Annotated in this window: 22 protein-coding genes; 15 read left to right on the top strand and 7 right to left on the bottom strand. The window is 71.2% G+C overall.

Translation table 11 applies throughout. The features are described 5' to 3' along the window. Window positions 1–51 precede the first annotated feature (51 nt). Window positions 52–1,167 (bottom strand): acyl-CoA dehydrogenase family protein, encoded by a 1,116-nt coding sequence (locus JYA75_RS00275; protein ID WP_006937849.1) that lies wholly within the window; start codon window positions 1,165–1,167, stop codon window positions 52–54. Window positions 1,168–1,190: 23 nt separating this feature from the next. Then, a complete protein-coding gene (locus tag JYA75_RS00270) occupies window positions 1,191–2,369 on the bottom strand; it encodes an acyl-CoA dehydrogenase family protein (RefSeq protein ID WP_050034582.1) in 1,179 nt (392 codons plus the stop codon). Between the two features lie 179 nt (window positions 2,370–2,548). On the opposite strand from JYA75_RS00270, the gene JYA75_RS00265 reads away from it, so the two are divergent. From JYA75_RS00265 to JYA75_RS00210, 12 genes are all read left to right on the top strand, one after another. Then, complete coding sequence (locus JYA75_RS00265) at window positions 2,549–2,734, top strand: ferredoxin (protein ID WP_050034583.1); 186 nt, start codon at window positions 2,549–2,551, stop codon at window positions 2,732–2,734. Window positions 2,735–2,855: 121 nt separating this feature from the next. Next, window positions 2,856–3,800, top strand: coding sequence for a 3-oxoacyl-ACP reductase (locus tag JYA75_RS00260; RefSeq protein ID WP_203329574.1), 945 nt, complete (start codon window positions 2,856–2,858; stop codon window positions 3,798–3,800). A gap of 485 nt (window positions 3,801–4,285) precedes the next feature. Then, window positions 4,286–5,050 (top strand): ABC transporter permease, encoded by a 765-nt coding sequence (locus tag JYA75_RS00255; protein ID WP_072634288.1) that lies wholly within the window; start codon window positions 4,286–4,288, stop codon window positions 5,048–5,050. 20 nt (window positions 5,051–5,070) lie between these two features. After that, a complete protein-coding gene (locus tag JYA75_RS00250) occupies window positions 5,071–5,919 on the top strand; it encodes an ABC transporter permease (RefSeq protein ID WP_029541049.1) in 849 nt (282 codons plus the stop codon). Window positions 5,920–5,923: 4 nt separating this feature from the next. Beyond that, the gene (locus tag JYA75_RS00245) at window positions 5,924–7,102 is read left to right on the top strand and encodes an MCE family protein (RefSeq protein WP_006937867.1); all 1,179 of its coding nucleotides are present in this window, start codon (window positions 5,924–5,926) and stop codon (window positions 7,100–7,102) included. A 72-nt stretch (window positions 7,103–7,174) separates the two neighbouring features. Continuing rightward, window positions 7,175–8,194 (top strand): MCE family protein, encoded by a 1,020-nt coding sequence (locus JYA75_RS00240; protein WP_006937869.1) that lies wholly within the window; start codon window positions 7,175–7,177, stop codon window positions 8,192–8,194. After that, on the top strand, window positions 8,191–9,249 hold the full coding sequence (locus JYA75_RS00235) for an MCE family protein (RefSeq protein ID WP_006937871.1): 1,059 nt from the start codon (window positions 8,191–8,193) through the stop codon (window positions 9,247–9,249). The genes JYA75_RS00240 and JYA75_RS00235 overlap by 4 nt, the downstream gene beginning before the upstream one ends. Next, entirely contained in the window at window positions 9,246–10,577 is a 1,332-nt protein-coding gene (locus JYA75_RS00230; RefSeq protein ID WP_006937873.1) for an MCE family protein, read from the top strand. Before JYA75_RS00235 ends, JYA75_RS00230 begins: the two co-directional genes overlap by 4 nt. After that, window positions 10,574–11,809: an MCE family protein gene (locus JYA75_RS00225; protein ID WP_029541053.1), complete on the top strand. Its 1,236-nt coding sequence runs from the start codon at window positions 10,574–10,576 to the stop codon at window positions 11,807–11,809. Before JYA75_RS00230 ends, JYA75_RS00225 begins: the two co-directional genes overlap by 4 nt. Then, on the top strand, window positions 11,806–13,221 hold the full coding sequence (locus JYA75_RS00220) for an MlaD family protein (RefSeq protein WP_065923035.1): 1,416 nt from the start codon (window positions 11,806–11,808) through the stop codon (window positions 13,219–13,221). The genes JYA75_RS00225 and JYA75_RS00220 overlap by 4 nt, the downstream gene beginning before the upstream one ends. Further along, window positions 13,221–13,751, top strand: a complete 531-nt coding sequence (locus JYA75_RS00215; protein ID WP_050034586.1) for a hypothetical protein — start codon at window positions 13,221–13,223, stop codon at window positions 13,749–13,751. The genes JYA75_RS00220 and JYA75_RS00215 overlap by 1 nt, the downstream gene beginning before the upstream one ends. After that, the gene (locus JYA75_RS00210; RefSeq protein WP_029541061.1) at window positions 13,748–14,332 is read left to right on the top strand and encodes a hypothetical protein; all 585 of its coding nucleotides are present in this window, start codon (window positions 13,748–13,750) and stop codon (window positions 14,330–14,332) included. The genes JYA75_RS00215 and JYA75_RS00210 overlap by 4 nt, the downstream gene beginning before the upstream one ends. 13 nt (window positions 14,333–14,345) lie before the next feature. On the opposite strand, the gene JYA75_RS00205 is transcribed toward JYA75_RS00210, so the two are convergent. The 3 genes from JYA75_RS00205 to JYA75_RS00195 are packed head-to-tail and all read right to left on the bottom strand — an operon-like array spanning window position 14,346 to window position 16,575. Beyond that, window positions 14,346–14,879, bottom strand: coding sequence for a response regulator (locus tag JYA75_RS00205; RefSeq protein WP_102800445.1), 534 nt, complete (start codon window positions 14,877–14,879; stop codon window positions 14,346–14,348). Further along, window positions 14,876–16,345 (bottom strand): trehalose-6-phosphate synthase, encoded by a 1,470-nt coding sequence (locus JYA75_RS00200; protein WP_164528090.1) that lies wholly within the window; start codon window positions 16,343–16,345, stop codon window positions 14,876–14,878. Before JYA75_RS00200 ends, JYA75_RS00205 begins: the two co-directional genes overlap by 4 nt. 56 nt (window positions 16,346–16,401) lie before the next feature. Beyond that, complete coding sequence (locus tag JYA75_RS00195; RefSeq protein ID WP_006937887.1) at window positions 16,402–16,575, bottom strand: hypothetical protein; 174 nt, start codon at window positions 16,573–16,575, stop codon at window positions 16,402–16,404. Between the two features lie 157 nt (window positions 16,576–16,732). Between JYA75_RS00195 and JYA75_RS00190 the strand changes: the two genes are divergently transcribed. The 3 genes from JYA75_RS00190 (at window position 16,733) to JYA75_RS00180 (ending at window position 21,132) form a co-directional block, all read left to right on the top strand. After that, complete coding sequence (locus JYA75_RS00190) at window positions 16,733–18,460, top strand: ABC transporter ATP-binding protein (RefSeq protein ID WP_239010513.1); 1,728 nt, start codon at window positions 16,733–16,735, stop codon at window positions 18,458–18,460. Then, window positions 18,457–20,223 carry an ABC transporter ATP-binding protein gene (locus JYA75_RS00185; protein WP_203329572.1) on the top strand — a complete coding sequence of 589 codons (1,767 nt, stop codon included), beginning with the start codon at window positions 18,457–18,459 and terminating at the stop codon, window positions 20,221–20,223. Before JYA75_RS00190 ends, JYA75_RS00185 begins: the two co-directional genes overlap by 4 nt. Window positions 20,224–20,331: 108 nt before the next feature. Then, window positions 20,332–21,132, top strand: coding sequence for an alpha/beta hydrolase (locus JYA75_RS00180; protein WP_006937895.1), 801 nt, complete (start codon window positions 20,332–20,334; stop codon window positions 21,130–21,132). 160 nt (window positions 21,133–21,292) lie between these two features. On the opposite strand, the gene JYA75_RS00175 is transcribed toward JYA75_RS00180, so the two are convergent. Further along, window positions 21,293–21,613 carry a WhiB family transcriptional regulator gene (locus JYA75_RS00175; protein ID WP_029541071.1) on the bottom strand — a complete coding sequence of 107 codons (321 nt, stop codon included), beginning with the start codon at window positions 21,611–21,613 and terminating at the stop codon, window positions 21,293–21,295. Window positions 21,614–21,726: 113 nt separating this feature from the next. Next, a complete protein-coding gene (locus JYA75_RS00170; RefSeq protein ID WP_006937897.1) occupies window positions 21,727–22,500 on the bottom strand; it encodes an SDR family NAD(P)-dependent oxidoreductase in 774 nt (257 codons plus the stop codon). Window positions 22,501–22,525 lie beyond the last annotated feature (25 nt).

The following is a 22,525-nucleotide window of genomic DNA, read 5'->3' as shown; positions in this document are numbered from 1 at the left end:
CCTGGGGCATCGCCGCGGCGGGTGGGGTGCCGGTTCCGCTGATCGGGACGCTCACGCCGGCGCCTCCGCGAGGGACGCGCCGAGGTGCCGCAGCTGCGCGGTGGCCGACCCGAGGTGGAACTCGTGGTGTTTGGCGGCCAGGAAGTACCGGTGCACGGGGTGGTCCTCGTCCAGGCCGACTCCGCCGTGGACGTGTACGAGTGTGTGCGCGACGCGGTGCCCGGCGTCGGCGGCCCAGAACGCGGCCGTGCGCAGCTCCCCGGTGTCGGGCAGCCCGGCCTCCGCGCGGAAGGCCGCCTGCCACAGGGTGAGCCGGGCGCCCTTGACGTCGATGTAGGCGTCGGCGAGCCGCTGGGCCACCGCCTGGAAGCTGCCGATGGGCCGATCGAACTGCACCCGCTCGCGGGCGTACCCGGCGGTGAGTTCGAGCGCCCGGTCGAGCACCCCGTACTGGTATGCGGCCGAGCCGAGCAGCCCGCGGTCGCGCAGCCACACGGTGACCGCGTGGCCGTCGGTGCCGAGCGCGCGGTCCCCGGGCACGGAGGCCGCGGCGAGGGTGAGCGTCCCGAGGCAGCCGAGGCCGGTGTCGTACTGGCGGGTCACGGTCACGCCGGGATCGCCGGGACGGACGAGGAGCACGGTGACGCCGTCGGGGGTCGAGGCCGGCACGAGGAACAGGTCCGCGGCGGGCGCGGCGTCGACGAGGATCTTGGTGCCGTCGACGATCCATCCGCCGTCGGCGCGACGTGCCGTGGTGGTCGGCGACGTGGGGTCGTCGTTCAGTTCCTCCTCGAGGGCGGCGGTGAGGATCTTCTCGCCGGTGGCGGCGGGTTCGCCCCAGTCGCGACGCTGCGCGTCGCTGCCGAACTCGGCGACGGCGGCGGCGGACACGACGATCGAGGACAGGTAGGGGACGGCGGCGACGCCGCGGCCGAGTTCGGTGAGGATGCTCGTCTGTTCGAGCGGTCCGAAGCCGTCGCCGCCGACGGACTCGGGCAGTGCCGCGCCGAGGATGCCCGAGGAGGCGAGCGCGTCCCACAGGGTGTGGTCGATGCGGTCGTCGGCGGCGTCGAGCCGGCGCAGGTGGTCATTGGTGACGATCTCGGTGACGATGCGGCGGGTGAGGCCGGCGAGGTCCTGCTGCGCCTCGGTGAGGGTGAAGTCCACGGTTTGTCCCTTCCGGTGGAGTGTCAGCGCTTGGCGGGTGGCTGTCCGAGGGCGGTCATCGCGATGATGTCGCGCTGGACCTCGTTGGTGCCGCCGCCGAAGGTGAGGATCAGGGAGCTGCGATGCATCCGTTCGAGCCGGCCCCGCAGCAGCACGCCCGGGGAGTTCTGTCGCAGCGTGGCCGACGGGCCGAGGATCTCCATCAGCAGGCGGTAGGCCTCGGTGGCGAACTCGGTGCCGAACACCTTGTTCGCCGACGCCGGTGCGGGTCCGAGCGGCGCAGTGCTGGAAGCGATCTCCCAGTTCATCAGCTTCAGGTACTCGGCCTTGGCGTGGACCCGGGCCAGGTTGATCTGCACCCATTCCTGATCGAGGACGCGGCGGCCGTCGGGCAGGCAGGTGTGCTGCGCCCACGCGCGCACTTCCTGCAGCGCGGTGAGGATCGGGCCCGCGGAGGTGAGCGCGACGCGTTCGTGGTTGAGCTGGTTGGTGATCAGCGCCCAGCCGCCGTTCTCCGCGCCGACGAGCGCGGACGCCGGGACGCGCACGTCCTGGTAATAGGTGGCGCTGGTGTCGGGGCCGGCCATGGTGTGCACGGGCGTGTACGAGAACCCCTCGGCGGTGGTGGGCACGATGAGGACGCTGATGCCCTTGTGCTTCCGGGCATTCGGATCGGTGCGGCACGCGAGCCACACGTAGTCGGCGTAGGCGATCAGGCTCGTCCACATCTTCTGGCCGTTGATCACCCACTCGTCACCGTCGCGCACGGCGGTGGTGCGCAGCGACGCGAGATCCGTGCCCGCCTCGGGCTCGGAGTAGCCGATGGAGAAGTGCAGCTCGCCGGCGGAGATCCTCGGCAGGAAGAACTCCTTCTGCTCGGGCGTGCCGAAGTGCATGATCGTGGGCGCCACCGAGTTGACGGTGAGGAACGGGACCGGCGCGCCGGCGATCGCGGCCTCGTCGGTGAAGATGAGCTGGTCCATGGCCGAACGGTTCTGCCCGCCGTACTCCTCGGGCCAGCCGAGCGTGAGCCAGCCGTCCTTGCCCATCTGCTGGACGACCTCCCGGTACACGTTGCCGGCGCCGTACTCGCCCGTGGTCGCGGCGAGCGCCTCCCGTCGTTCGGGGGTCATCAGGTCGGCGAAGTAGGCGCGCAACTGCGCGCGGAGTTCCTCTTGCTGCGGGGTGTACGCGATGTCCACGAACCGCTCCGTTCGTCGGGTAGGCAGCTGGTCGACGGCCGAGGACCGGGACCGGCTCGGCGATGTTCCCGAATCATTGCACAGAACTGAAACGCGTTCTAGCCTGGTTTTCGAGCCGTCGCGCCAGCCCGCGCGTCCGGCGCCCGATCGGTCGAGCAAGCGAGAAGCGAGGTCTGTTCATGGAGGTCAAGGTCGACTTCGATCGTTGCGAGGCGAACGGCGTGTGCGTGGGAATCGCGCCCGAGGTGTTCGATCTGAACGACAACGACGAGCTGATCGTCACGTACCCCATCGCGCCGGAGCGGGAGGAGGACGTGCGCACGGCGATCGCCCAGTGCCCGCGTGCGGCGCTGAGCGAGGCCTGACGGCGCCCCTTGTCAGAAACGAGAACACGTTCTACATTTCCGGGGGTCGCCGGAATCCGCGGCGACCAGGAGCGCGGCGGCCCCGGGTGGGCCGCCCGACATCGCTAGGGAGAGCGCGTCCATGAGTGCAACCGGCAACGGTCTCGGCCCCGCAGGAAACGGTGCGACGGACGAGGGGGGCGTGGGTCTCGACGGCAAGGTCGCCGTCGTCACCGGCGCCGGTGCCGGGCTCGGCCGGGCGGAGGCCGTCGCGCTGGCCCGGGCCGGCGCCGCGGTGGTCGTCAACGATCTCGCGGCGACCGATGCCGTCGAGGACACCCTCGCCGAGATCCGCGACCTCGGCGCCGATGCGGCGTTCGTGGCCGGCAGCGTCGCGGAACGTGCCACGGCCGACGCGCTGCTCGCGACGGCACAGGAACGCTTCGGCGGCCTCGACATCGTCGTCAACAACGCCGGAATCGTGCGGGACCGCATGCTGTTCAACATGTCCGACGAGGACTGGGATGCGGTGATCGCCGTGCACCTGCGCGGCCATTTCCTGCTGTGCCGCAACGCGGCGGCGTACTGGCGTGGCGAGTCCAAGAAGGCCGGCGGTCCCGTCTACGGCCGGATCGTCAACACGTCCTCCGAGGCCGGCCTGCTCGGCCCCGAGGGGCAGGCCAACTACGGTGCCGCCAAGGCGGGAATCACGGCACTCACTCTCTCCGCCGCGCGGGGCCTGTCCCGGTACGGGGTGCGCGCCAACGCCATCTGCCCGCGGGCCCGCACCGCGATGACGGAGGGCGTCTTCGGTGCCGCGCCCGAGGGGGAGGTGGATCCACTGTCGCCCGAGCACGTCTCGGCACTGGTCGCCTACCTGGCGTCGCCCGCGGCGGACCGGATCAACGGCCAGGTCTTCGTCGTCTACGGCCCGATGGTCGCGCTCATGGCCGCGCCCGTCGTCGAGCAGCGCTTCGACGCGGACGTCCGGTGGACCCCGGAGAGCCTCGCCGAACGGGTCGGCGGCTACTTCGGCGACCGGGACCCCGCCCGTAACTTCTCGGCCGCGCAGGCACTCGCCCTCTGACGTCCCACTAGGCGGTACCCGAAGTGACATGCAACGTTGTCCTTCGGTAATATCGCGCCGTCCGGGGCCGATCCGGCTAGTGTCGGCCCGACCCCGGGCTCGCGTGTCGTCCGGCGATCCGGGCGCGTGAACGCGCGGCCGGAGGCCGCTCGGAGATCGTGTAGTACCTGTTCTAGTTTTGCGTCCCGCGACGCGGTTCGCGAAGGGGCGGCCGGCGCGGTTCCCGACCGAGTTCGGTCCCGTGGACGGGCGGCGGATCCGATCTCGCGGTCCACTGAATTCCCAGTTCGAACCCCGATTTTCCGCTCGACGCGAGCGCCGCCGGTTCGGTCGGTGCGGCGGGGCTCCCGCCCGCAGAGGTAGCCGTGTCACGCCGCGCCGCAGTGGTCTTTGACACGTGAACACGTTCTAGTTAGTATGACGCGGGTCACAAGCTGACCCCTCGCCGGCCTCGGCCGGCGAGCGAACCAACGGAGGAGGAGACGGTGGTAGACCTCCTCGAGGTACCGCTCCGCGCGGTCGGTGGATTCTTCGCGATGACGGGCGAGACCGCCCGGGCCGTGTTCTCCCGGCCCTTCCAGCGACGCGAGTTCGTCGATCAGGCATGGTTCGTCGCGCGGGTCTCCCTCGTGCCGACGGTCCTCGTCGCGGTGCCGTTCACCGTCCTGGTCAGCTTCACCCTCAACATCCTGCTGCGCGAGATCGGTGCCGCCGACCTCAGCGGCGCCGGCGCCGCACTCGGCGCGGTCACCCAGGTCGGCCCGATGGTCACCGTGCTCATCGTCGCCGGTGCCGGCGCCACCGCCATTTGCGCGGACCTCGCCGCCCGCACCATCCGAGAGGAGATCGATGCGATGCGCGTGCTCGGCATCAACCCGATCCACCGCCTCGTCGTGCCCCGGGTCCTCGCGTCCACCGTCGTGGCGCTGCTGCTCAACGGGCTGGTGTGCACCATCGGCATCCTGGGCGGCTTCGCGTTCTCCGTCTTCCTCCAGGACGTGAACCCCGGCGCCTTCGTCAACGGCATCACCCTGCTCACCGGCTTCGGCGAACTCATGATCTCCCAGGTCAAGGCCGGCCTGTTCGGCATGATCGCCGGCCTCGTCGCCGCCTACCTCGGCCTCAACGTCAAGGGTGGCGCCAAGAGCGTCGGCGACGCCGTCAACCAGACGGTCGTGTTCGCCTTCATGGCATTGTTCGTGGTCAACCTTCTCGTCACCGCCGTCGGCATCAAGCTGACGGGCGGGTGACCGGCACGGCGGTGATGTAGATGGCAGTGATCTCCTGGCGCTTCCCCCGCGTGCGGCGCCGTGTCGCCCGCGCCTCCGACTCCGTGGACCGGCTCGGCGAGCAGGCGCTCTTCTTCGGCAAGGCGCTCGGATACGCCCCGCGCGCGATCACGCACTACCCGAAGGAGACGGTCCGGCTGATCGCCGAGATCAGCATGGGCACCGGTGCGCTCGCCGTGATCGGCGGAACGGTCGTCATCGTCGGCTTCCTGACCCTGTTCACCGGCGGGATCATCGCCGTGCAGGGCTTCAGTTCCCTCGGCAACATCGGCGTCGAGGCGCTCACGGGCTTCTTCGCCGCCTTCATCAACGTCCGCATCGCGGCGCCCACCATCGCGGGCATCGGCCTGGCCGCCACCATCGGCGCCGGCTCGACCGCCCAGCTCGGCGCCATGCGGGTCTCGGAGGAGATCGACGCGCTCGAGGTCATGGCGATCCCGTCGATCCCGTATCTCGTGAGCACCCGCGTGATGGCGGGGATGATCGCGATCGTCCCGCTGTATTCGCTGGCGGTGATCGCCTCGTTCATCGCCAGCCGCTTCGCGACCGTCGTGCTCTACGGCCAGTCCGCGGGCGTGTACGACCACTACTTCGACACGTTCCTCATCCCCACCGACATCCTGTGGTCGTTCGTGCAGGCCATCGTCATGGCGGTCGCCGTCATGCTGATCCACACCTACTACGGCTTCAACGCCGGTGGCGGCCCGGTCGGTGTCGGCGTCGCCGTCGGCAACGCCGTGCGCGCATCCCTGATCGCCGTCGTGACCGTGACCCTGCTCATCTCGCTCGCGGTGTACGGGGCGACCGGCAACTTCAACCTGTCGGGATAGGCGCATGGACACACCTTCCTGGAAGAAGAAACTCGCGGCCCTCGGTCTCGTCGGGGGACTCACCGTCGCCGTCGCGCTGGCGCTGCTGATGTTCGCCGGTGCCTTCACCGCCACCACCCCGGTCACGGTCACCTCGGCGCGGTCCGGCCTGGTGCTGGAGCCCGACGCGAAGGTCAAGCTCCGCGGTGTCGAGGTGGGCCGGGTCCGGTCCGTCGAGCACACCCCCGACGGCGCGCTGCTGCAGCTCGCGATGGATCCCGGCCAGCTGCACCTGGTGCCGTCCAACGTGCGCGTGGCCATCGAGTCCACCACCGTGTTCGGCGCGAAGTTCGTCAATCTGCTCATGCCGGACGATCCGTCGCCGGTGCCGCTCCAGGAGGGTGCGATCATCGCGGCCGAGAACGTCACCGTCGAGTTCAACACGGTCTTCCAGCACCTGTCCGACGTGCTCGCGCAGGTCCAGCCGGAGAAGCTCAACGCCACCCTCGGGGCGATCTCCGAGGCCCTCAACGGTCGCGGCGACACCCTCGGCGCCACCCTCGTCGAGGCCGACGACTATCTCGCGACGATGAATCCCTCGCTGCCGCAACTGCAGTACGACCTCGCCGTGGCCGCCGACGTCACCAACCTGTACGCCGACGTCGCGCCCGACGTGATGAACCTGCTCGACAACGCCACCTCGATCGGCAACACCGTCGTCGACGAGCAGGCCAACCTGGACCTGATGCTGATGAACGTCACCGGCCTGGCGAACACCGGTCGCGACGTCCTCGGCGAGAACGAGGCGCAGCTGACCTCGGCGCTGGACCTGCTGACGGAGACCACGACGCTGCTCGGCGAGTACTCGCCGGAGCTGACGTGCTTCATCATCGGGCTCAACGACGCGCGAATCGCCTTCGAGCCCATGGCCGGAACCGGCAAGTACCCGGCCCTGATGCTGAGCACGAACTTCCTGGGCGGCGCCACCATGTACGACCACGAGAAGGACCTGCCGGTGGTGGGCGCGACGGGTGGGCCGAACTGCCACGGGCTGCCGGCCTTCGATCCCAAGCGCGACGGCCACGCCCCCTTCGTCGTCGCCGACACCCATCCCGTGCCGTTCCACCCGAACACCGAGACGTGGGTGCGGTACCCGACGATCTTCGGTTTCCTGTTCGGCGACATGCTCCCGGGAGGCGAGTGAGATGCCGGAGTCGCAGAGGCGGACGTGGACGCGCCCGGTGGGCCGGGCGCCGCGGGGGAGCGGGGTGATCCGGTGAGGGCCACCACGGTCAAGTTCCTCGCGTTCACCGTCGTGATGGTGCTGATTTTCGCGGCACTGGCGATCGTGTTCAGCCAGGTGCGGTTCACCGGCACGCAGACCTATCACGCGACGTTCACCGACGTGTCCGGGCTGCAGGCCGGCGACAAGGTCCGCATCGCCGGGGTGCCCGTCGGGTCGGTCGACAGCGTCGACATCGGTCGCGGCAACCAGGCCGAGGTGTCCTTCGACGTCGACGCCGAGCACACGCTGCTGGCGAGCACCAAGGCCACGGTGCGGTACGAGAACCTGGTGGGCGACCGCTACCTCGAGCTGCTCGAGGGACCGGGTACCGGCGAGACGCTGCCGGCCGGCGGCACGATCCCGGTGGCGCAGACGGAACCCGCGCTCGACCTCGACCTGCTGCTCGGCGGATTCAAGCCGCTGTTGCAGGGCCTCGACCCGCAGCAGGTCAACGACCTGTCCGGCGCGCTGCTCCAGGTCTTCCAGGGGCAGGGCGGCACCCTGGTGTCGCTGCTGGGCAACACCAACTCGTTCACGAACTCCCTCGCCGACCGGGACCGGCTGATCGGCGACGTCATCGACAACCTCAACGCCGTCCTCGCCACCATCGACGAGAACGACCAGCAGTTCACCGAGACCGTCGACCGGTTGCAGACCCTGGTGAGCGGGCTCGCGCAGGACCGCGACCCGATCGGCACCGCCATCCCGCGGATCGCGGCCGGCACCGGGGATCTCGCCTCGCTGCTGCAGAACAACCGGCCGGACCTGCAGTCGGTGATCGCCGAGACCAACCGCACCATGACGCAGCTCGACCTCGGGCGCGACGACATCAACCGGACGCTCGAGCGGCTGCCGAACGACTACAAGAAGCTCATCCGGGTGGGGGTGTACGGCAACTTCTTCCAATTCTTCCTGTGTGCCAACACGTTCAAGTTCTCGGGACCGGACGGGACCACCATCCGTTTCACGTCGGCCGAGCAGACGACCGGAAGGTGCGCGAAGATCGAATGAGTCCGATCCGTGAACGCAATCCCGTGCAGGTCGGCATCGTCGGCCTGTCCGTCGCGGCCGCGACGGTGCTCGCCGGCCTGCAGTACGACCAGCTGCAGTTCCTCTCCGGCGGCCTGACCTACTCGGCGTACTTCGCCGACGCCGGCGGTCTCGTGCCCGGCGACACCGTCACCCTCGCCGGTGTCGACGTCGGCGAGGTCACCGACGTCCGCCTCGACGACCAGCAGGTTCTCGTCGCCTTCACCGTCCGCGACGGCATCGCGCTCGGCGAGGACACCGGGGCCGACATCAAGACGAACACGGTGCTCGGCCGCAAGTCCCTCGCGGTGCAGCCCTACGGTTCGGGGACGCTCGACCCGCGCGAGCCGATCCCGCTGGCGCGCACCGACTCCCCGTACTCGCTCACCGACGCTCTCGGCGACCTCACGACATCGGTGTCGGATCTCGACACGGAGCAGATCAACGACTCGCTCAACGCGCTGTCGGATTCGCTGCAGGACACCCCACCCGAGTTGCGCGGGGCGCTCGAGGGAATGACCAGGCTGTCCCGGTCCATCAACGCGCGCGACGAGTCGCTCGAGGACCTGCTGGCCCGCGCCGAATCGGTGACCGGCATCCTCGCCGAGCGCAGCGACCGGATCAACGCCCTCGTGGTGGACGCCAACGCCCTCTTCGGGGAGCTGAGCGTGCGCCGCGACGCGATCACCGAGCTGATCGCGAACATCTCCGCGGTCTCACGGCAGCTGTCGGCGCTGGTGCAGGAGAACCAGGCGCAGATGGCTCCCACCCTGGAGAAGCTCAACGCGGTGACCGCCAACCTGCAGGCGAACAAGGAGAACATCGCCGGCGCCCTCGACGGTCTCGGCCCGTACATCAGCGCGCTCGGCGAGTCCGTGGCGAGCGGTCCGTTCTTCAACGCGTACGTGTCGAACGTCCTGCCCGCGCCGTGGTGGAAGGCCTTGGTCGACAGCACGGTCGCCCCCGAGCTGCTGCAGCAGGACCTGCAGGACATCATTCCGAAGAACCCGCCGTCGATCACGAAGGATGGCGAATGAGCACCCACACCCTCGAGGCCCCCGGGGGGCGGCCCGGAAAGCGCCGCCGCCTGCTGATACCGGTGATCGCCGGTGTCGCGGTGGTGGCCCTGGCCCTCGTCGCATTCGCCGTGGTGCTGCCCGGCTGGGGGAAGCGCACGATCAACGCCGAATTCGTCTCCACGAGCGGCCTGTACGAGGGCGACGACGTGCGCGTGCTGGGCGTGAGCGTCGGCACGATCACCCGCATCGAGCCGGGCGACGACCTGGTGCGCGTGCAGATGCAGGTCGACGACTCCGTCGACATCCCGGCCGATGCCAAGGCCGTGATCATCGCGCAGAGCCTCGTGTCCGCGCGCTTCATCCAGCTGACCCCGGCGTACTCGGGCGGCCCGCAGTTCGCCGACGACGCGACGATCCCGGTCGAGCGCACCGCCTCGCCTGTCGAATGGGACCAGATCAAGACGGAACTGATGCGCCTGTCGGAGGCGCTGGGCCCCCAGGGCCTCGACCCCCAGGGCTCGCTCGGCCGCTTCATCGATACCGCCGCCGAGAACCTCGACGGCAACGGCCTGACCGTCCGTGCCACGCTGCGCGAACTGTCCGACACCATGCACACCCTGTCGGAGGGGCGCACCGACCTGTTCGGCACCGTCCGGAACCTGCAGGCGTTCGTGTCGGTGCTCTCGACCAGCAACGAGCAGATCGTCCAGCTCGGTGGCCGGCTGGCGTCGGTCTCGGACGTCCTCGCCCAGAGCTCGGGCCAGCTCGGCACCTCGCTCGCGGACCTCGACCTCGCGGTCGGCGACGTGCAGCGGTTCGTGCAGGACAACCGGGCAGCGCTGACCGAGTCGGTGCAGCGCCTCGCCGACGCCACCGAGGTGCTCGCACGCAAGCGGCCCGAGATCGAGCGGGTCCTGCACTCCGGCCCGACGGCGCTGGCGAACTTCTACGACATCTACAAGCCCGCCCAGGGCTCGCTCACCGGTGCGCTGGCGATCAGCAACCTCGCCAACCCCGTCGAGTTCATGTGCGGGTCCGTGGCCGCCGCGGCGAACGCCACCTCCGACCGCAGCGCGGAGCTGTGCCGCCAGCAGCTCGGGCCGGTCCTCCAGTCGCTGGCGATGAACTACCTGCCGATCATGACCAACCCCATCGCCGCGGTGGAGGCGTTCCCCGACCAGATCGTGTACACCGAACCGGGTCTCGAGGCGGAAGCCGAGGCGGCGGGCCGGGGCATCGCACCCGCGGACGCCACTCCGCCGCCGGCCGGGCCGCTCTCGGATCTGCCCACCGTGACGGTTCCCCCCGACCTCGGTGCGCTGTTGCAGCCGGGAGGAGGACGATGAGCACCCGAACCCGGCACACCCGCCCGGCACGGCGGTACGCCGCCGCCGCGATGGCGGTCGCGGCGTCCCTGACGTTGACCGGATGCGAATGGGAGGGGCTCAACTCCCTCGCCCTGCCCGGCACCGCCGGGCACGGCGAGGACGCCTACCAGGTACGGATCCAGATGCCGAATGTGACCACCCTGACGCAGAACTCGCCGGTGCGGGTCGACGACGTCCAGGTCGGCAGCGTCACGAAGATCGAGGTCGAGGACTGGCACGCGCTCGTGACGGTGGCCCTCGACGGCGACGTCGAACTCCCGGCGAACGCCACCGCCAAGATCGGGCAGACCAGCCTGCTCGGCTCGCAGCACCTCGAACTGGCGTCGCCGGCGGACGAGCCGCCGCAGGGCCGGCTCGAGGACGGCGACCTGATCCCGCTCGAGCGGGCCGGGGTGTACCCGACCACCGAGCAGACGCTGTCGTCGCTGTCGGTGGTCCTCAACGGCGGTGGACTCGCGCAGATCAACGACATCACCACCGAGCTGAACGCGGCGCTGAACGGGCGGGAGGACTCGATCCGGAACCTGCTGCCGCGGCTCGACGAACTCGTCGGCACCCTCGACCGGCAGCGCGGCGACATCATCGCCGCGATGGAGGGCATCGATCGGCTCGCGTGGACGGTCGACGCGCAGAACGCCACCCTCGTCCGTGCGCTCGACGAGATGCCGGCCGCGCTGAACGTGCTGGTGGAACAGCGGCAGGACCTGACCACCGCGCTCACCTCGCTCGGCGAGATGAGCACCGTCGCCAGCCGGCTCGTCGAGAACAGCGGCGACGACCTGCAGACCAACCTGCAGGCGCTGGCTCCGACACTGCGTGCGCTCGCCGACTCGGGCAACGCGCTGACCGAGGTGCTCGGCGTGCTGCTGACCTATCCGTTCCCGCAGGCCGGCATCGACCAGGTGATCCGGGGCGACTACGCGAACCTCGCCATGACCATCGACCTCACCCTCGAACGGCTGGACCTGAACTTCCTCACCGGCACCCCGCTCGCCGGGCGCCTCGCCGGCCCGGAAGGCATCCTCGGCCGGGACGCCGGGCTGGCGGCCCAGTCCGCGGACCCCTTCCAGGCCCCGCTCCAGCAGCCGGCCGCGCAACCCGCGCCCGGCCCGGCCGCAACGCTGTCGGTCCCCGGTCTGGGGGAGATCACCGTTCCGGGGCTGCCCCCGCTGGGGGTGCCCGCGCCATGATGCTGTCGAAGTTCGTCCGTATCCAGCTCGCCATCTTCTCGGTGCTCACGGTGGTCGGGTTGCTGGTGATGTCGCTGCAGTACGTGCGGCTCCCGCAGCTGCTCGGCGTCGGCCGGTACACGGTGATCGTGGAACTGCCCTCCACCGGCGGGCTCTACCCGCACGCCAACGTCACCTACCGCGGCAACACCGTCGGGGTGGTCGACAAGGTGCAGCTGTCGCCGGCCGGGGTGGAGGCCATCCTGTCGATCGACAGCGACCGCTCGATCCCCGCCGACGTCGACGCAGCGGTCCGCAGCGTGTCCGCCGTCGGCGAGCAGTACGTGGACTTCGTTCCCCCGCAAGATGGTTCGAACGGGGAGTATCTGTCGGACGGCGACGTGATCCCGGCCGACCGGACGTCGGTGCCGCAGGAGGTGGGCGAGCTGCTCGACCAGGCCGACGTCCTGCTCGCCAGCATCAGCGACACACGGCTGCGCACCGTCGTCGACGAGTCGTTCGACGCGTTCAACGGGTCGGGGCCCGACCTGCAGCGGCTGATCGACTCGACCCGCCTGTTCGTGCAGGAGGCGAGCGCCGGCAGCGAGCAGACGAAGGCATTGCTCGATCAGCTCGGTCCGCTGCTCGACACCCAGGTCGTCACCAGCGACGCGATCCGCTCCTGGACGCGGGACATGCTGACGTTCACCGACGGGCTGCGGGCCGCCGACACCGACCTGCGGGCGGTGCTCGCGAAGGGGCCGGGCGCCGCGGCCGAGGCCGAACAGCTGCTGCAGGACCTGCGGCCGACGCTGCCGCTGCTGCTGGCCAACATGGTCGGCGTCGGGGAGGTGGGCGTGCTCTACAACGCCGGCATCGAACAGATCCTGGTGCTGTACCCGCCGATGACCACGGCGCTGATCACCGCGGCCGGCAGCGGACCGGCCGAGGACGGCGCGGTCGTCGACTTCCACCTGCAGCTGCACGATCCGCCGCCGTGCCTGTCCGGCTTCCTGCCGCCCGAACAGTGGCGCAGCCCTGCGGACACCACGATGGTGGACACCCCCGGCGAGGTGTACTGCAAGCTCCCGCAGTCGGATCCGAACGCCGTGCGAGGCGCGCGGAACCTGCCGTGCATGGAGTTCCCGGGCCGGCGCGCCCCCACGCCGGAGGCGTGCCGCAACGGGTACCAGCCCGAATACCTCGACAACCCGTGGCGGGGCGCCCCGACGCCCGTGCAGTCGGAAGGCGACATGCCGGTGCCCGCCTCGCACGCGACCGGGACGGGTGCGGCCGCGCCCGCCGGGGTGACGGCGCGCGGCATCGACCCGGCGACGGGAACGTACATCGGTCCCGAAGGTACGGTGTACCGCAACGTCGACACCGGCCCCGAGACCAGTTTGGAGACGTACATGAAGGCGCAGCAAGGCTGATGGCGGACGAAGAGACCCCCACGACATCGACGCCGGAGACCGGACCCGCCCGGCAGAGCCGGGTGCTCCCCGCGGTCGCAGCCCTGATCGTCCTCGCCCTGGTGGGCGCCGGAGTGTGGCTGTGGCTCGGCGCGACGGCCGACCGCGACCACGACGCCCGGCGGGCGGCGTACCTGCAGGCCGCGCGGCAGACCGTGCTGAATCTGACCACCATCCACCCGCAGAGCGCGGCCGAGGACGTACAGCGTCTGCTCGACGGGGCGACCGGTGACTTCAAGGCCGAATTCGAAGGACGCGAAGGGCCTTTCGTCGATGTGGTGACCAAGGCGAACGTGGACACCACCGGTGAGGTGATCGAGGCCGGAATCCAGGCCGAGGACGGCGCCTGCATGTCCTCGCTCGTGGCCGCGCGGTCGATGGTCAGCAACGCGGAACAGCCCGAACCCGAGCCCCGCGACTTCCGGCTGCGGGTGACGATCTGCGACGAGAACGGTCGGCTGCTGGCCTCGAAGGTGGATTTCGTACCATGACCGAGCATTCGAAGGACGAGGCCGTGACCCTCGAGAAGACCGACGACGCCGCGGGCGTGGAGGGCGCGGAAAGCGCTACGGCGCAGCCCGGCTCCGGGGGAGGTGCGCGCCGGATGCTGCTCGCGGCCCTCACCGCCGCGGCGATCGTGCTCGCCGGCCTCGTCGGCGTGGGCGTGTACGACAAGGTCGAGCGCGACGGCGCCGAGGCCGCCCGGACCGAGGCCCTGCAGGCCGCCGAGGAGCAGGCCGTCGCGATGCTCGCGTACGACCACGCCACGGTCGACGAGCAGGTCGCCGCCGCCTCCGACGGGCTCACCGGCGACTTCCGGGACGAGTACACGAACCTGATGAAGAACGTCATCGCGCCCGGCGCCAAGGAGAAGGCGATCACCGTGCAGGTGAGTGTGCAGGCGTCGTCGGTCGTGTCGGCCGAGGCCGATCGGGCGGTGACCCTGTTGTTCCTCAACCAGATCACCACCAGTTCCGTCAATCCCGAGGCGGTCAGCAGCGGCAGCCGCGTCCGCGTCGAACTCGAGAAGCACGACGGCCGTTGGCTGGTGAGCCGCCTGACCCCGATCTGAGCCGGGCGGACGGTCAGCGGCCGGGCAGGCGCACCATGTGCACGAAGAACCGGTCGATGTGCCGCACGGTGGCGACGAACCGGTCGAAGTCCACCGACTTGGAGACGTAGGCGTTGGCCCGCAACCGGTAGCTGCGCACCACGTCCTCCTCGGCGGTGGACGTCGTCAGCACGACGACGGGGATGGACGCCAGGTCGGGATCGGCCTTGACCGCCTCGAGCACCTGCCACCCGTCGTACTTCGGCAGGTTCAGATCGAGCAGCACCAGCGCCGGCCGCACGGCGCCGGCGTGGGCCCCGCGCCGGTACAGGAAGTCGAGAGCCTCCGCGCCGTCCCGCACCACGTGCAGCGTGCTGCCGATCTCGTTGGCCTCGAACGACTCCCGGATGATCAGCTCGTCCCCGGCGTCGTCCTCGACGAGCAGCACGTCGAGGGAATCGGCGGGCGTGGGCATGCGTGGTGCCGGCGTCCCGGTCGTCGCCTCCTCGACGTTGCGCTCGGACGACGACCGGACACCGTAGGCTTCGCGGTCCGGTGTGCTTGTCACTCGGGCTCGCCGACCTCCGCCGGCGCGATCAGCGCCGGACCGGCCGCGCCCTGATGCGCGAGTGCGTCGAGGAAGGAGCGCGCCCACCGGTCCACGTCGTGGGCGAGGACCTGCCGGCGCAGTGCCCGCATGTGCCGCCGACCGTCCTCGCGGGACTGGTTCAGCGCCGCCTCCATCTTGTCCTTGACGTCCTCGAGGTCGTGCGGATTGCACAGGAATGCCTGGCGCAATTCCGCTGCGGCCCCGGTGAATTCGCTCAGGACGAGGGCGCCGCCGAGGTCGCTGCGGCAGGCCACGTACTCCTTGGCGACGAGGTTCATGCCGTCGCGCAGCGGCGTCACCAGCATGACGTCGGCCGCGACGAAGAACGCGATCAGCTCGTCGCGCGGAATGGGCCGGTGGATGTAGTGCACCACGGGCCGGCCCACCTCGGCGTACTCGCCGTTGATCCGGCTGACCGTCTGTTCGATGGCGCCGCGCATCTGCACGTACGACTCGACGCGCTCGCGGCTGGGGGTGGCCAGCTGCACCATCACCGTCTCGGCCGGATCCACCCGGCCCTCGGCGATCAGCTCGAGCAGCGCGTCGAGCCGGACGTCGATGCCCTTGGTGTAGTCGAGCCGGTCGACGCCGAGCATGATGTGCTTCGGGTTGCCGAGCTCCTTGCGGATCTGCTTGGCGCGGTCGCGGATCGACTTGCGGCGGGCCCGCTCGTCGAGCTGTCCGGAGTCGATGGAGATGGGGAACGCACCGACGCGCACCGCACGGAACCCGACCTGCACCACCCCGAGCTTCGAGCGCACACCCACGGTGCCGCGGGAGGTCTGATGACCGGCCAGCCGGCGCGCGAGGTACAGGAAGTTCTGGGCACCGCCGGGCAGATGGAAGCCGATCAGATCGGCGCCGAGCAGGCCCTCGACGATCTCGGTCCGCCATGGCATCTGCATGAACAGCTCCACCGGGGGGAACGGAATGTGCAGGAAGAAGCCGATGGTCAGATCCGGCCGCAGCATCCGCAGCATCTTCGGCACCAGCTGCAGCTGGTAGTCCTGCACCCACACCGTCGCGCCCTGTGCCGCCGCCTTCGCGGTCGCCTCCGCGAACCGGCGGTTGACCTCGACGTAGGTGTTCCACCACTCCCGCCGGTACTCCGGCCGGACGATGACGTCGTGGTACAGCGGCCACAGCGTCGCATTGGAGAAGCCCTCGTAGTAGTCGGCGATCTCCTGCCCGCTCAGCGGCACCGGATGCAGCTCGAGGCCGTCCTCGACGATCGGGTCGAGCTCGGCGTCGGCGACACCGGCCCAGCCGACCCACGCTCCGCGGTTGTTGCGCAGGATCGGCTCGAGCGCGGTGACGAGGCCACCCGGGCTGCGCTTCCATCGGGTCGAGCCGTCCGGAAGACGCTCGAGGTCGACGGGCAGGCGGTTCGCGACGACCACGAAGTCCGAACCACCCACGTGCATCGACTCCTCACCTGCAGCCACGTGGTGCTCCTCTGTCCTTGTTCGCCGGTATCCGCTCAGTCCGTCTTCGGGTTCGGCCCGATGCCGAGCATGGACAGCAGCATGCGGCATTCGTCCGCATCCTCCGCGTAGGCAGCGACGACACGCTGTGCCTGACGGGCCGTCTCGTCCGCGACGGGTTCGAGTTCCTCGTCGGGGATGTCGTTCTCGGTGGTGGCGTCCGCGGCCATGGTGGTTCCTCCCGGGCTGGCTGCTCCGTTCGAGCAGGTCATTCGTAGTGCGACTCTATGAGAACCGGCGACTCCGACGCCAGCCGCTCCACGAGTTAGGGTTGGCTCACTTCTGGGAGCGGGGACGGGGAACGGAGAGTTTCGTGTGGTGGGAGGCATGAGCAGCGACGGTGATCGCCGGATCGATCAGGGGAAGGAGCCGGGTCTGCGGCTGCTGCGGCACACGATTGCGAACCAGCGGGTCGCGCTGGCGATCGGCACCGCGCTGGTCTCGCTGCACCAAGTCATGGAGACCCTCGTCCCCGTCGCGATCGGGGCGATCATCGACGGACCGGTCACCAGCGGCGACGTCCCGACGCTGGTCGTCGCCCTCGCGGGCCTGGCCGCGTTGTTCGTCGTGCTCACCTACTCGTGGCGTTTCGGCGCGCGCCGGCTCGTCGCGGCGATCGAGGCCGAGTCGCACCGGCTGCGGGTCACGGTGGCGCGCCGGATCCTCGATCCGCGCGGGGTGCGCACCTCCCTGCGCATCGGGGAACTCCTGGCGGTGGCGACCACCGACGCCGGGCGGGCCGCGCAGATCCTGCACGTGGTGCCCGCCACCGCCGCGGCGATCACCGCGGTGGCCGGGGCCGCGGTGGCGCTGCTGCTCGTCGACGTCCCCCTCGGTCTGCTGGTGCTGCTGGGCACGCCTGCGATCCTCGTCGCGCTCGACCGCGCCACCCCGCTGCTGACCCGGCGGATGACCGCACAGCAGGAGGCGGTGGCGCGGGCGTCGGGCCTGGCGACCGATCTCGTCACGGGGCTCCGACCGCTGCGGGGCCTCGGTGCCGAGCCGGCCGCCGCCCGCCGCTACCGGGAGGCCAGCGCGGACGCGCTCGCCGCGACGCTCCGCGCGACCCGCGCCGCCGGCGTCTACACCGGCACCTCGGCGGCGGTGAGCGCGCTGCTGTCCGTCGCGGTCGCGGGCGTCGCGGGCTGGGCCGCGCTCGCCGGCCGGATCTCGGTCGGCGAGCTCATCACCGTCGTGGGCCTGGCCCAGTTCGTCGTCGAACCCCTCGGGACGCTCGCCGCCCTGCCGTCGTCGTGGGCCGCGTCCCGCGCCTCCGCCGACCGGCTGTCGCTGGTGCTGCACGCGCCGCCGCTGCTGCCGGCCGGAACCGGGACACCGTCGGACGGCCGCCTCGTGTTGCGCGGACTCGGCTACCGGTCGCTGCGCGGGATGGACCTGACCGTCGCGCCGGGGGAACTGCTCGGTGTCCTCGCCCACCGGCCGCAGGACGCGGAGGCCCTCGCCGACGTGCTGTCCGGGCAGGTGCCGCCGGAGGACGTCCGCGGCGAGCTGACCGTCGGGGGAGTCCCGCTCGGCGCGCTCGACCCCGTCGCCGCACGCCGGACCGTCCTCGCCGAACCGCACCACAGCGACCTGTTCGCCGGCACGCTCGCCGGCAACATCACCGCGGGCATGTGCGACCCGTCCGGGGGCATACCCCCGGAGGTGCTCCGCGCCTCCGCCGCCGGGCAGGTCGCCGACACCCACCCCGACGGTCTCGACCAGCGGATCGTCGACCGCGGCAGCAGCCTGTCCGGCGGGCAGCGACAGCGGGTGGCGCTGGCGCGGGCGCTGGCGCGGCGCGCCCCGGTACTGGTGCTGCACGAGCCGACCACCGCCGTCGACGCCGTCACCGAGCAGGCCGTCGCGGAGGGGATCGCGCGCGTCCGGCACGACGGGGGCGAGCACACGACCGTCGTCATCACCTCGAGCCCGGTGCTGCTCGCCGTCGCCGACCGCGTGGTCGTGGTCGACGACGGCAGGATCGTCGCCGCCGGCACCCACGCCGAACTGGCCGCCACACACCCCACCTACCGGGCGGCGGTGCTGCGATGACGACGCACGAGTCCGAGCTGTTGCCGATCGCCTCCGCCGGACGGTCGTGGCGCTGGCTGGGGGCGCAGCTGCGCGCCGCGCCGGGCCGGGTCGCGCTCACCGTGGCGGTGTCCGTCGGGGCCGCGGTGGCCTCCGTGGTGCCGGTGCGCGTCCTCGGCATCCTCGTCGACCGGGTGCGCGAACAGGCGCCGATGGCCACGCTCGGGTGGGTCGTCGCGCTGATCGCAGCCGCGGCGGTCGTCGGCGGGGTGCTCGACGGCGCCGGCCTGCACCTCGTTGCGCGGCTGGGCGAGACGGTGCTGGCCCGGCTGCGCGAGACGGTCCTGGCGCGGGTGCTGCGCCTGCCCACCGAGACCGTCGAACGCGCCGGGCACGGCGACGTCCTCTCCCGTGTCGGCGACGACGTCGCGGTGCTGGCGAAGGCGCTGGTCTCGGTGGTGCCGCAGCTGGTGGCGGCGCTGATGCTGGTGGTGGTCAGCGTCGCGGCCACGGTCGGGATCGACTGGCGGCTCGGGCTCGCCGGGCTCGTCGCGCTGCCGCTGTATGCGCTCGCCCTGCGCTGGTACCTGCCCCGGTCGGCGCCGCTGTACGCCGCGGAGCGGGTGGCGATGGGAGAACGGTCGCAGGCACTCGTCAGCAGCATGCACGGTGTGCGCACCGTCCGCGCCTACGGGCTCGACCCGGCCCACCTGTCCGGCATCGACGCCGCGTCGGGCCGCGCCCGCGACCTCACCGTCGGCGTGTTCGGCCTGTTCACCCGGTTCGCGGGCCGCGCCAACCGGGCCGAATTCGTCGGTCTCTCGGCGCTTCTCGTCGCCGGGTTCGTGCTGGTGCGGGCGGATGCGGTGACCGTCGGCGAGGCCACCGCGGCGGCACTGCTGTTCCACCGCCTGTTCTCGCCGCTCGGGCTCCTGCTCTTCACCTTCGACGACGTCCAGTCCGCGGGCGCCAGCCTGGCCCGCCTCGTGGGCGTCGCCGAGCTCCCGGCGCAGCCGCCGGAGCGCGACGCTCCGCGCGACGTCCGACGCGACGGTCCGCCGGCGCTGGAACTGGCCGGGGTGCGGCACCGGTACCTGCACGGGCCCGAGGTCCTGCACGGCGTGGACCTGAAGGTCGCGCCGGGGGAGACGGTGGCCCTGGTCGGGTCGACCGGCGCCGGGAAGTCGACGGTCGCCGCGGCCGCGGCCGGCGTCGTCACGCCCGCCTCGGGGGAGGTCCGTATCGACGGCCGGTCGCTCGGCGAACTCGGACCGCGGCTGCGTCGCAGCGTCGTGATCGTCAGCCAGGAGGTGCACGTGTTCGCCGGGCCATTGCTCGACGACGTGCGGCTGGCCAGGCCCGGCGCCACCGCGGACGAGGTGGAAGCGGCACTCGACGCGGTCGGGGCCGGCGAGTGGGTCCGCGCGCTCGGCGACGGCCTGCACACGGTCGTCGGCGAGGGCGGACATCCCCTGACCGCGGCCCAGGCCCAGCAGCTCGCGCTGGCGCGGGTGCTGATCGCCGATCCACCGGTGGTGGTGCTCGACGAGGCGACCGCGGAGGCCGGCAGCGCGGGCGCACGGGCCCTCGAAGCGGCCGCGGCCGTCGTGACGCGGGGACGCACCGCCCTGGTCGTGGCGCATCGGCTGACGCAGGCCGCGGCGGCGGACCGGGTCGTCGTGCTCGAGGCGGGCCGGGTCGTCGAGGAGGGACCGCACGCGGCGCTCGTCGCCGCCGGGGGCCGCTATGCGCGGCTGTGGCGGGCCTGGCAGGCCGGCGGCTGAGATGTGCTGCCAGGGCCGCGACCTGCGGTGCAGGGTAGTGTGGATCGGTCCGTTGTGCCCGTGCGGCCGTACGGCCGCACCCGTGCCACCCACCTCAGGAAGGTTTTCATGCCCATCGCGACAATCAACGGCATCCCGCTGAACTACCAGGTCAAGGGGACCGGCGACCTCGTCGTGCTGATCATGGGGACGGGCAGCCCCGGCCGGGTCTGGGACCTGCACCAGGTCCCCGCGCTGGTCCAGGCCGGCTACCGCGTCGCCACCTTCGACAACCGCGGCATCGCGCCGTCGGGGGAGAGCCTCGGCGGCATGACCATCGACGACCTGGTGGCCGACACCGCCGGACTGATCGAGCTGCTCGGCGGTCCCGCGTACGTGGTGGGCACCTCGATGGGCGCGCGTGTCGCGCAGGAGCTGACGCTGGCGCGCCCGGACCTGGTCCGCAAGGCGGTGTTCCTGGCCGGGCACGCGCGCATGGACCAGTTCCAGCTCACCCTGACCGAGGGCGAGCGGCAGCTGTACGACAGCCGTGTCGAGCTGCCCCCGAAGTACCGGGCGGCGGTCACGGCCGTGATGAACCTGTCGCCGGCGTCGCTGGCCGACCCGCACACCGCGCGGGACTGGCTCGACGTGTTCGAGTTCACCGGCGGCAAGACGTCGCCGGGCGTGCGGGCGCAGCTGGGAATGGACCGCGAGTTCGACCGTCGCGCGGCCTACCGGGCGGTGCGGGTGCCGTGCCTGGCCGTCGGTTTCGCCGACGACCGGATGATCCCGGCGTACCTGTCGCGGGAGGTCGCCGACGCGATCCCCGGCGCGAGCTACCAGGAGATCCCGGACGCCGGGCACTACGGCTACCTCGAGCAGCCGGAGGCCGTGAACAAGGTGCTGCTGGAGTTCCTGGCGAGCTGAACCTCGCCGAGACCGGGATCGCGGCCCGCGGCGTGCCGGGTTTCACTCGCCGCCACGGCATTCCGCCGCACGACCGAGGTGCTTCGTGGGCGGTGGCGGACTCGTGAACCGGTGACACGGGTTCGGTGTCACCGGTTCACGGGTGAAAGAGGTGATCGTGTCACCTCGGTTCCGGCGGGACGCCTGCCGGGAGGGCGGGGTGCCGGGCTCGGCGTTCCGCTTCGGTGGTGCCGCCCCAGACGCCGTACCTCTGCCGGCTGTCGAGTGCATAAGCACGGCACGGGATTCGGACCGGGCAGGTGTGGCAGATCTGTTTCGCGGTGCGTTCCCGTCGTAGGCGGGCACCGCGTGGCTCGTCGTCCGGGCCGAAGAACACGGACGGCTCGACGAACCGGCAGTCGGCGCGGGCGGTCCAGTCCTCCCGCTCGTCGCGGGACGGCACGGCGAGTTCCGCGGAGGCGCGGGCGGGCGGTGTGCTCATGGTCGTCGGTGGGTGCGAGTCGACACCGCACTGTCGTGCAGTGCACGGTCTCCCTGCCGCGTGCGCCGGGAGAAGGTGCGGAGCCGTGTCTGTCCGGGCACGGATCCCGGCGGTCAGTGCATGTGGCTGCCGCCGTTGATGTCGACGGTGGTGCCGGTGAGGTATGCGGCGTCCTCGGAGGAGAGGAACGTGATGACCGAGGCCACTTCGCGGGTGCCGGCGGTGCGGCCGAGCGGGATGTCGCGGCAGATGGCGGCTTCCTGCTCGGGGGTGCTGCCCACCCGGATGCCGGTGTCGACCGCTCCGGGGGTGACGGCGTTGACGGTCACTCCGGTGTCTCCGAGTTCGCGGGCGAGGGACTTGGTGAAGCCGAGGACGGCGGCCTTGGCGGAGGAGTAGGGGACCTTGCCGAAGACGCCGCCGCCGCGCTGGGCGGAGACGGACGACATGTTGACGATCCGGCCCCAGCCGTTGTCGATCATCGCCGGCAGGAAGGCGCGGGTCACCAGGTAGGTGCCGGTGGCGTTGACGGCCATGACCTTGTTCCACAGTTCGAGGGTGGTGTCGAGGAACGGCACCGGTGACGTGATGCCCGCGATGTTGGCGAGGGCCCCGACGGGCGGGAGGGTTCCTGCGGCGACTTCGGCGGCGACGGCGTCGTGCGCGCGCTGGACGGAGGCCTCGTCGGCGACGTCGATGTCGTGGCCGAACGCCGGGACGGAGTAGTCGCTGCCGATCTCCGCGGCGACCTTGGCGGACTTTTCACCGTCCAGGTCGAGGACGACGACGGCCCAGCCGTCTTCGGCGTAGCGGCGGGCGGTGGCGATGCCGATGCCGCGCTCGGAGGTGGCGCCGGTGACGACGGCGGTGCGCTGGGTGGAAGACATGGGTTTCTCCTCGATGGCTGTTGAT

Source organism: Rhodococcus sp. PSBB066 (assembly GCF_017068255.1).
Lineage (GTDB): Bacteria > Actinomycetota > Actinomycetes > Mycobacteriales > Mycobacteriaceae > Rhodococcus > Rhodococcus aetherivorans.
This window is presented reverse-complemented; position numbering and strand designations above follow the sequence as displayed.

Excerpts from the sequence above, each read along its gene's own strand:
- JYA75_RS00265 (WP_050034583.1), top strand. The coding sequence starts at position 2,549 with ATGGAGGTCAAGGTCGACTTCGATCGTTGCGAGGCGAACGGCGTGTGC.
- JYA75_RS00195 (WP_006937887.1), bottom strand. The coding sequence starts at position 16,575 with ATGGCCGCGGACGCCACCACCGAGAACGACATCCCCGACGAGGAACTC.
- JYA75_RS00245 (WP_006937867.1), top strand. The coding sequence starts at position 5,924 with ATGGACACACCTTCCTGGAAGAAGAAACTCGCGGCCCTCGGTCTCGTC.
- JYA75_RS00220 (WP_065923035.1), top strand. The coding sequence starts at position 11,806 with ATGATGCTGTCGAAGTTCGTCCGTATCCAGCTCGCCATCTTCTCGGTG.
- JYA75_RS00210 (WP_029541061.1), top strand. The coding sequence starts at position 13,748 with ATGACCGAGCATTCGAAGGACGAGGCCGTGACCCTCGAGAAGACCGAC.
- JYA75_RS00225 (WP_029541053.1), top strand. The coding sequence starts at position 10,574 with ATGAGCACCCGAACCCGGCACACCCGCCCGGCACGGCGGTACGCCGCC.
- JYA75_RS00260 (WP_203329574.1), top strand. The coding sequence starts at position 2,856 with ATGAGTGCAACCGGCAACGGTCTCGGCCCCGCAGGAAACGGTGCGACG.
- JYA75_RS00230 (WP_006937873.1), top strand. The coding sequence starts at position 9,246 with ATGAGCACCCACACCCTCGAGGCCCCCGGGGGGCGGCCCGGAAAGCGC.
- JYA75_RS00170 (WP_006937897.1), bottom strand. The coding sequence starts at position 22,500 with ATGTCTTCCACCCAGCGCACCGCCGTCGTCACCGGCGCCACCTCCGAG.
- JYA75_RS00185 (WP_203329572.1), top strand. The coding sequence starts at position 18,457 with ATGACGACGCACGAGTCCGAGCTGTTGCCGATCGCCTCCGCCGGACGG.
- JYA75_RS00175 (WP_029541071.1), bottom strand. The coding sequence starts at position 21,613 with ATGAGCACACCGCCCGCCCGCGCCTCCGCGGAACTCGCCGTGCCGTCC.
- JYA75_RS00235 (WP_006937871.1), top strand. The coding sequence starts at position 8,191 with ATGAGTCCGATCCGTGAACGCAATCCCGTGCAGGTCGGCATCGTCGGC.
- JYA75_RS00190 (WP_239010513.1), top strand. The coding sequence starts at position 16,733 with ATGAGCAGCGACGGTGATCGCCGGATCGATCAGGGGAAGGAGCCGGGT.
- JYA75_RS00215 (WP_050034586.1), top strand. The coding sequence starts at position 13,221 with ATGGCGGACGAAGAGACCCCCACGACATCGACGCCGGAGACCGGACCC.
- JYA75_RS00200 (WP_164528090.1), bottom strand. The coding sequence starts at position 16,345 with ATGCACGTGGGTGGTTCGGACTTCGTGGTCGTCGCGAACCGCCTGCCC.
- JYA75_RS00250 (WP_029541049.1), top strand. The coding sequence starts at position 5,071 with ATGGCAGTGATCTCCTGGCGCTTCCCCCGCGTGCGGCGCCGTGTCGCC.
- JYA75_RS00180 (WP_006937895.1), top strand. The coding sequence starts at position 20,332 with ATGCCCATCGCGACAATCAACGGCATCCCGCTGAACTACCAGGTCAAG.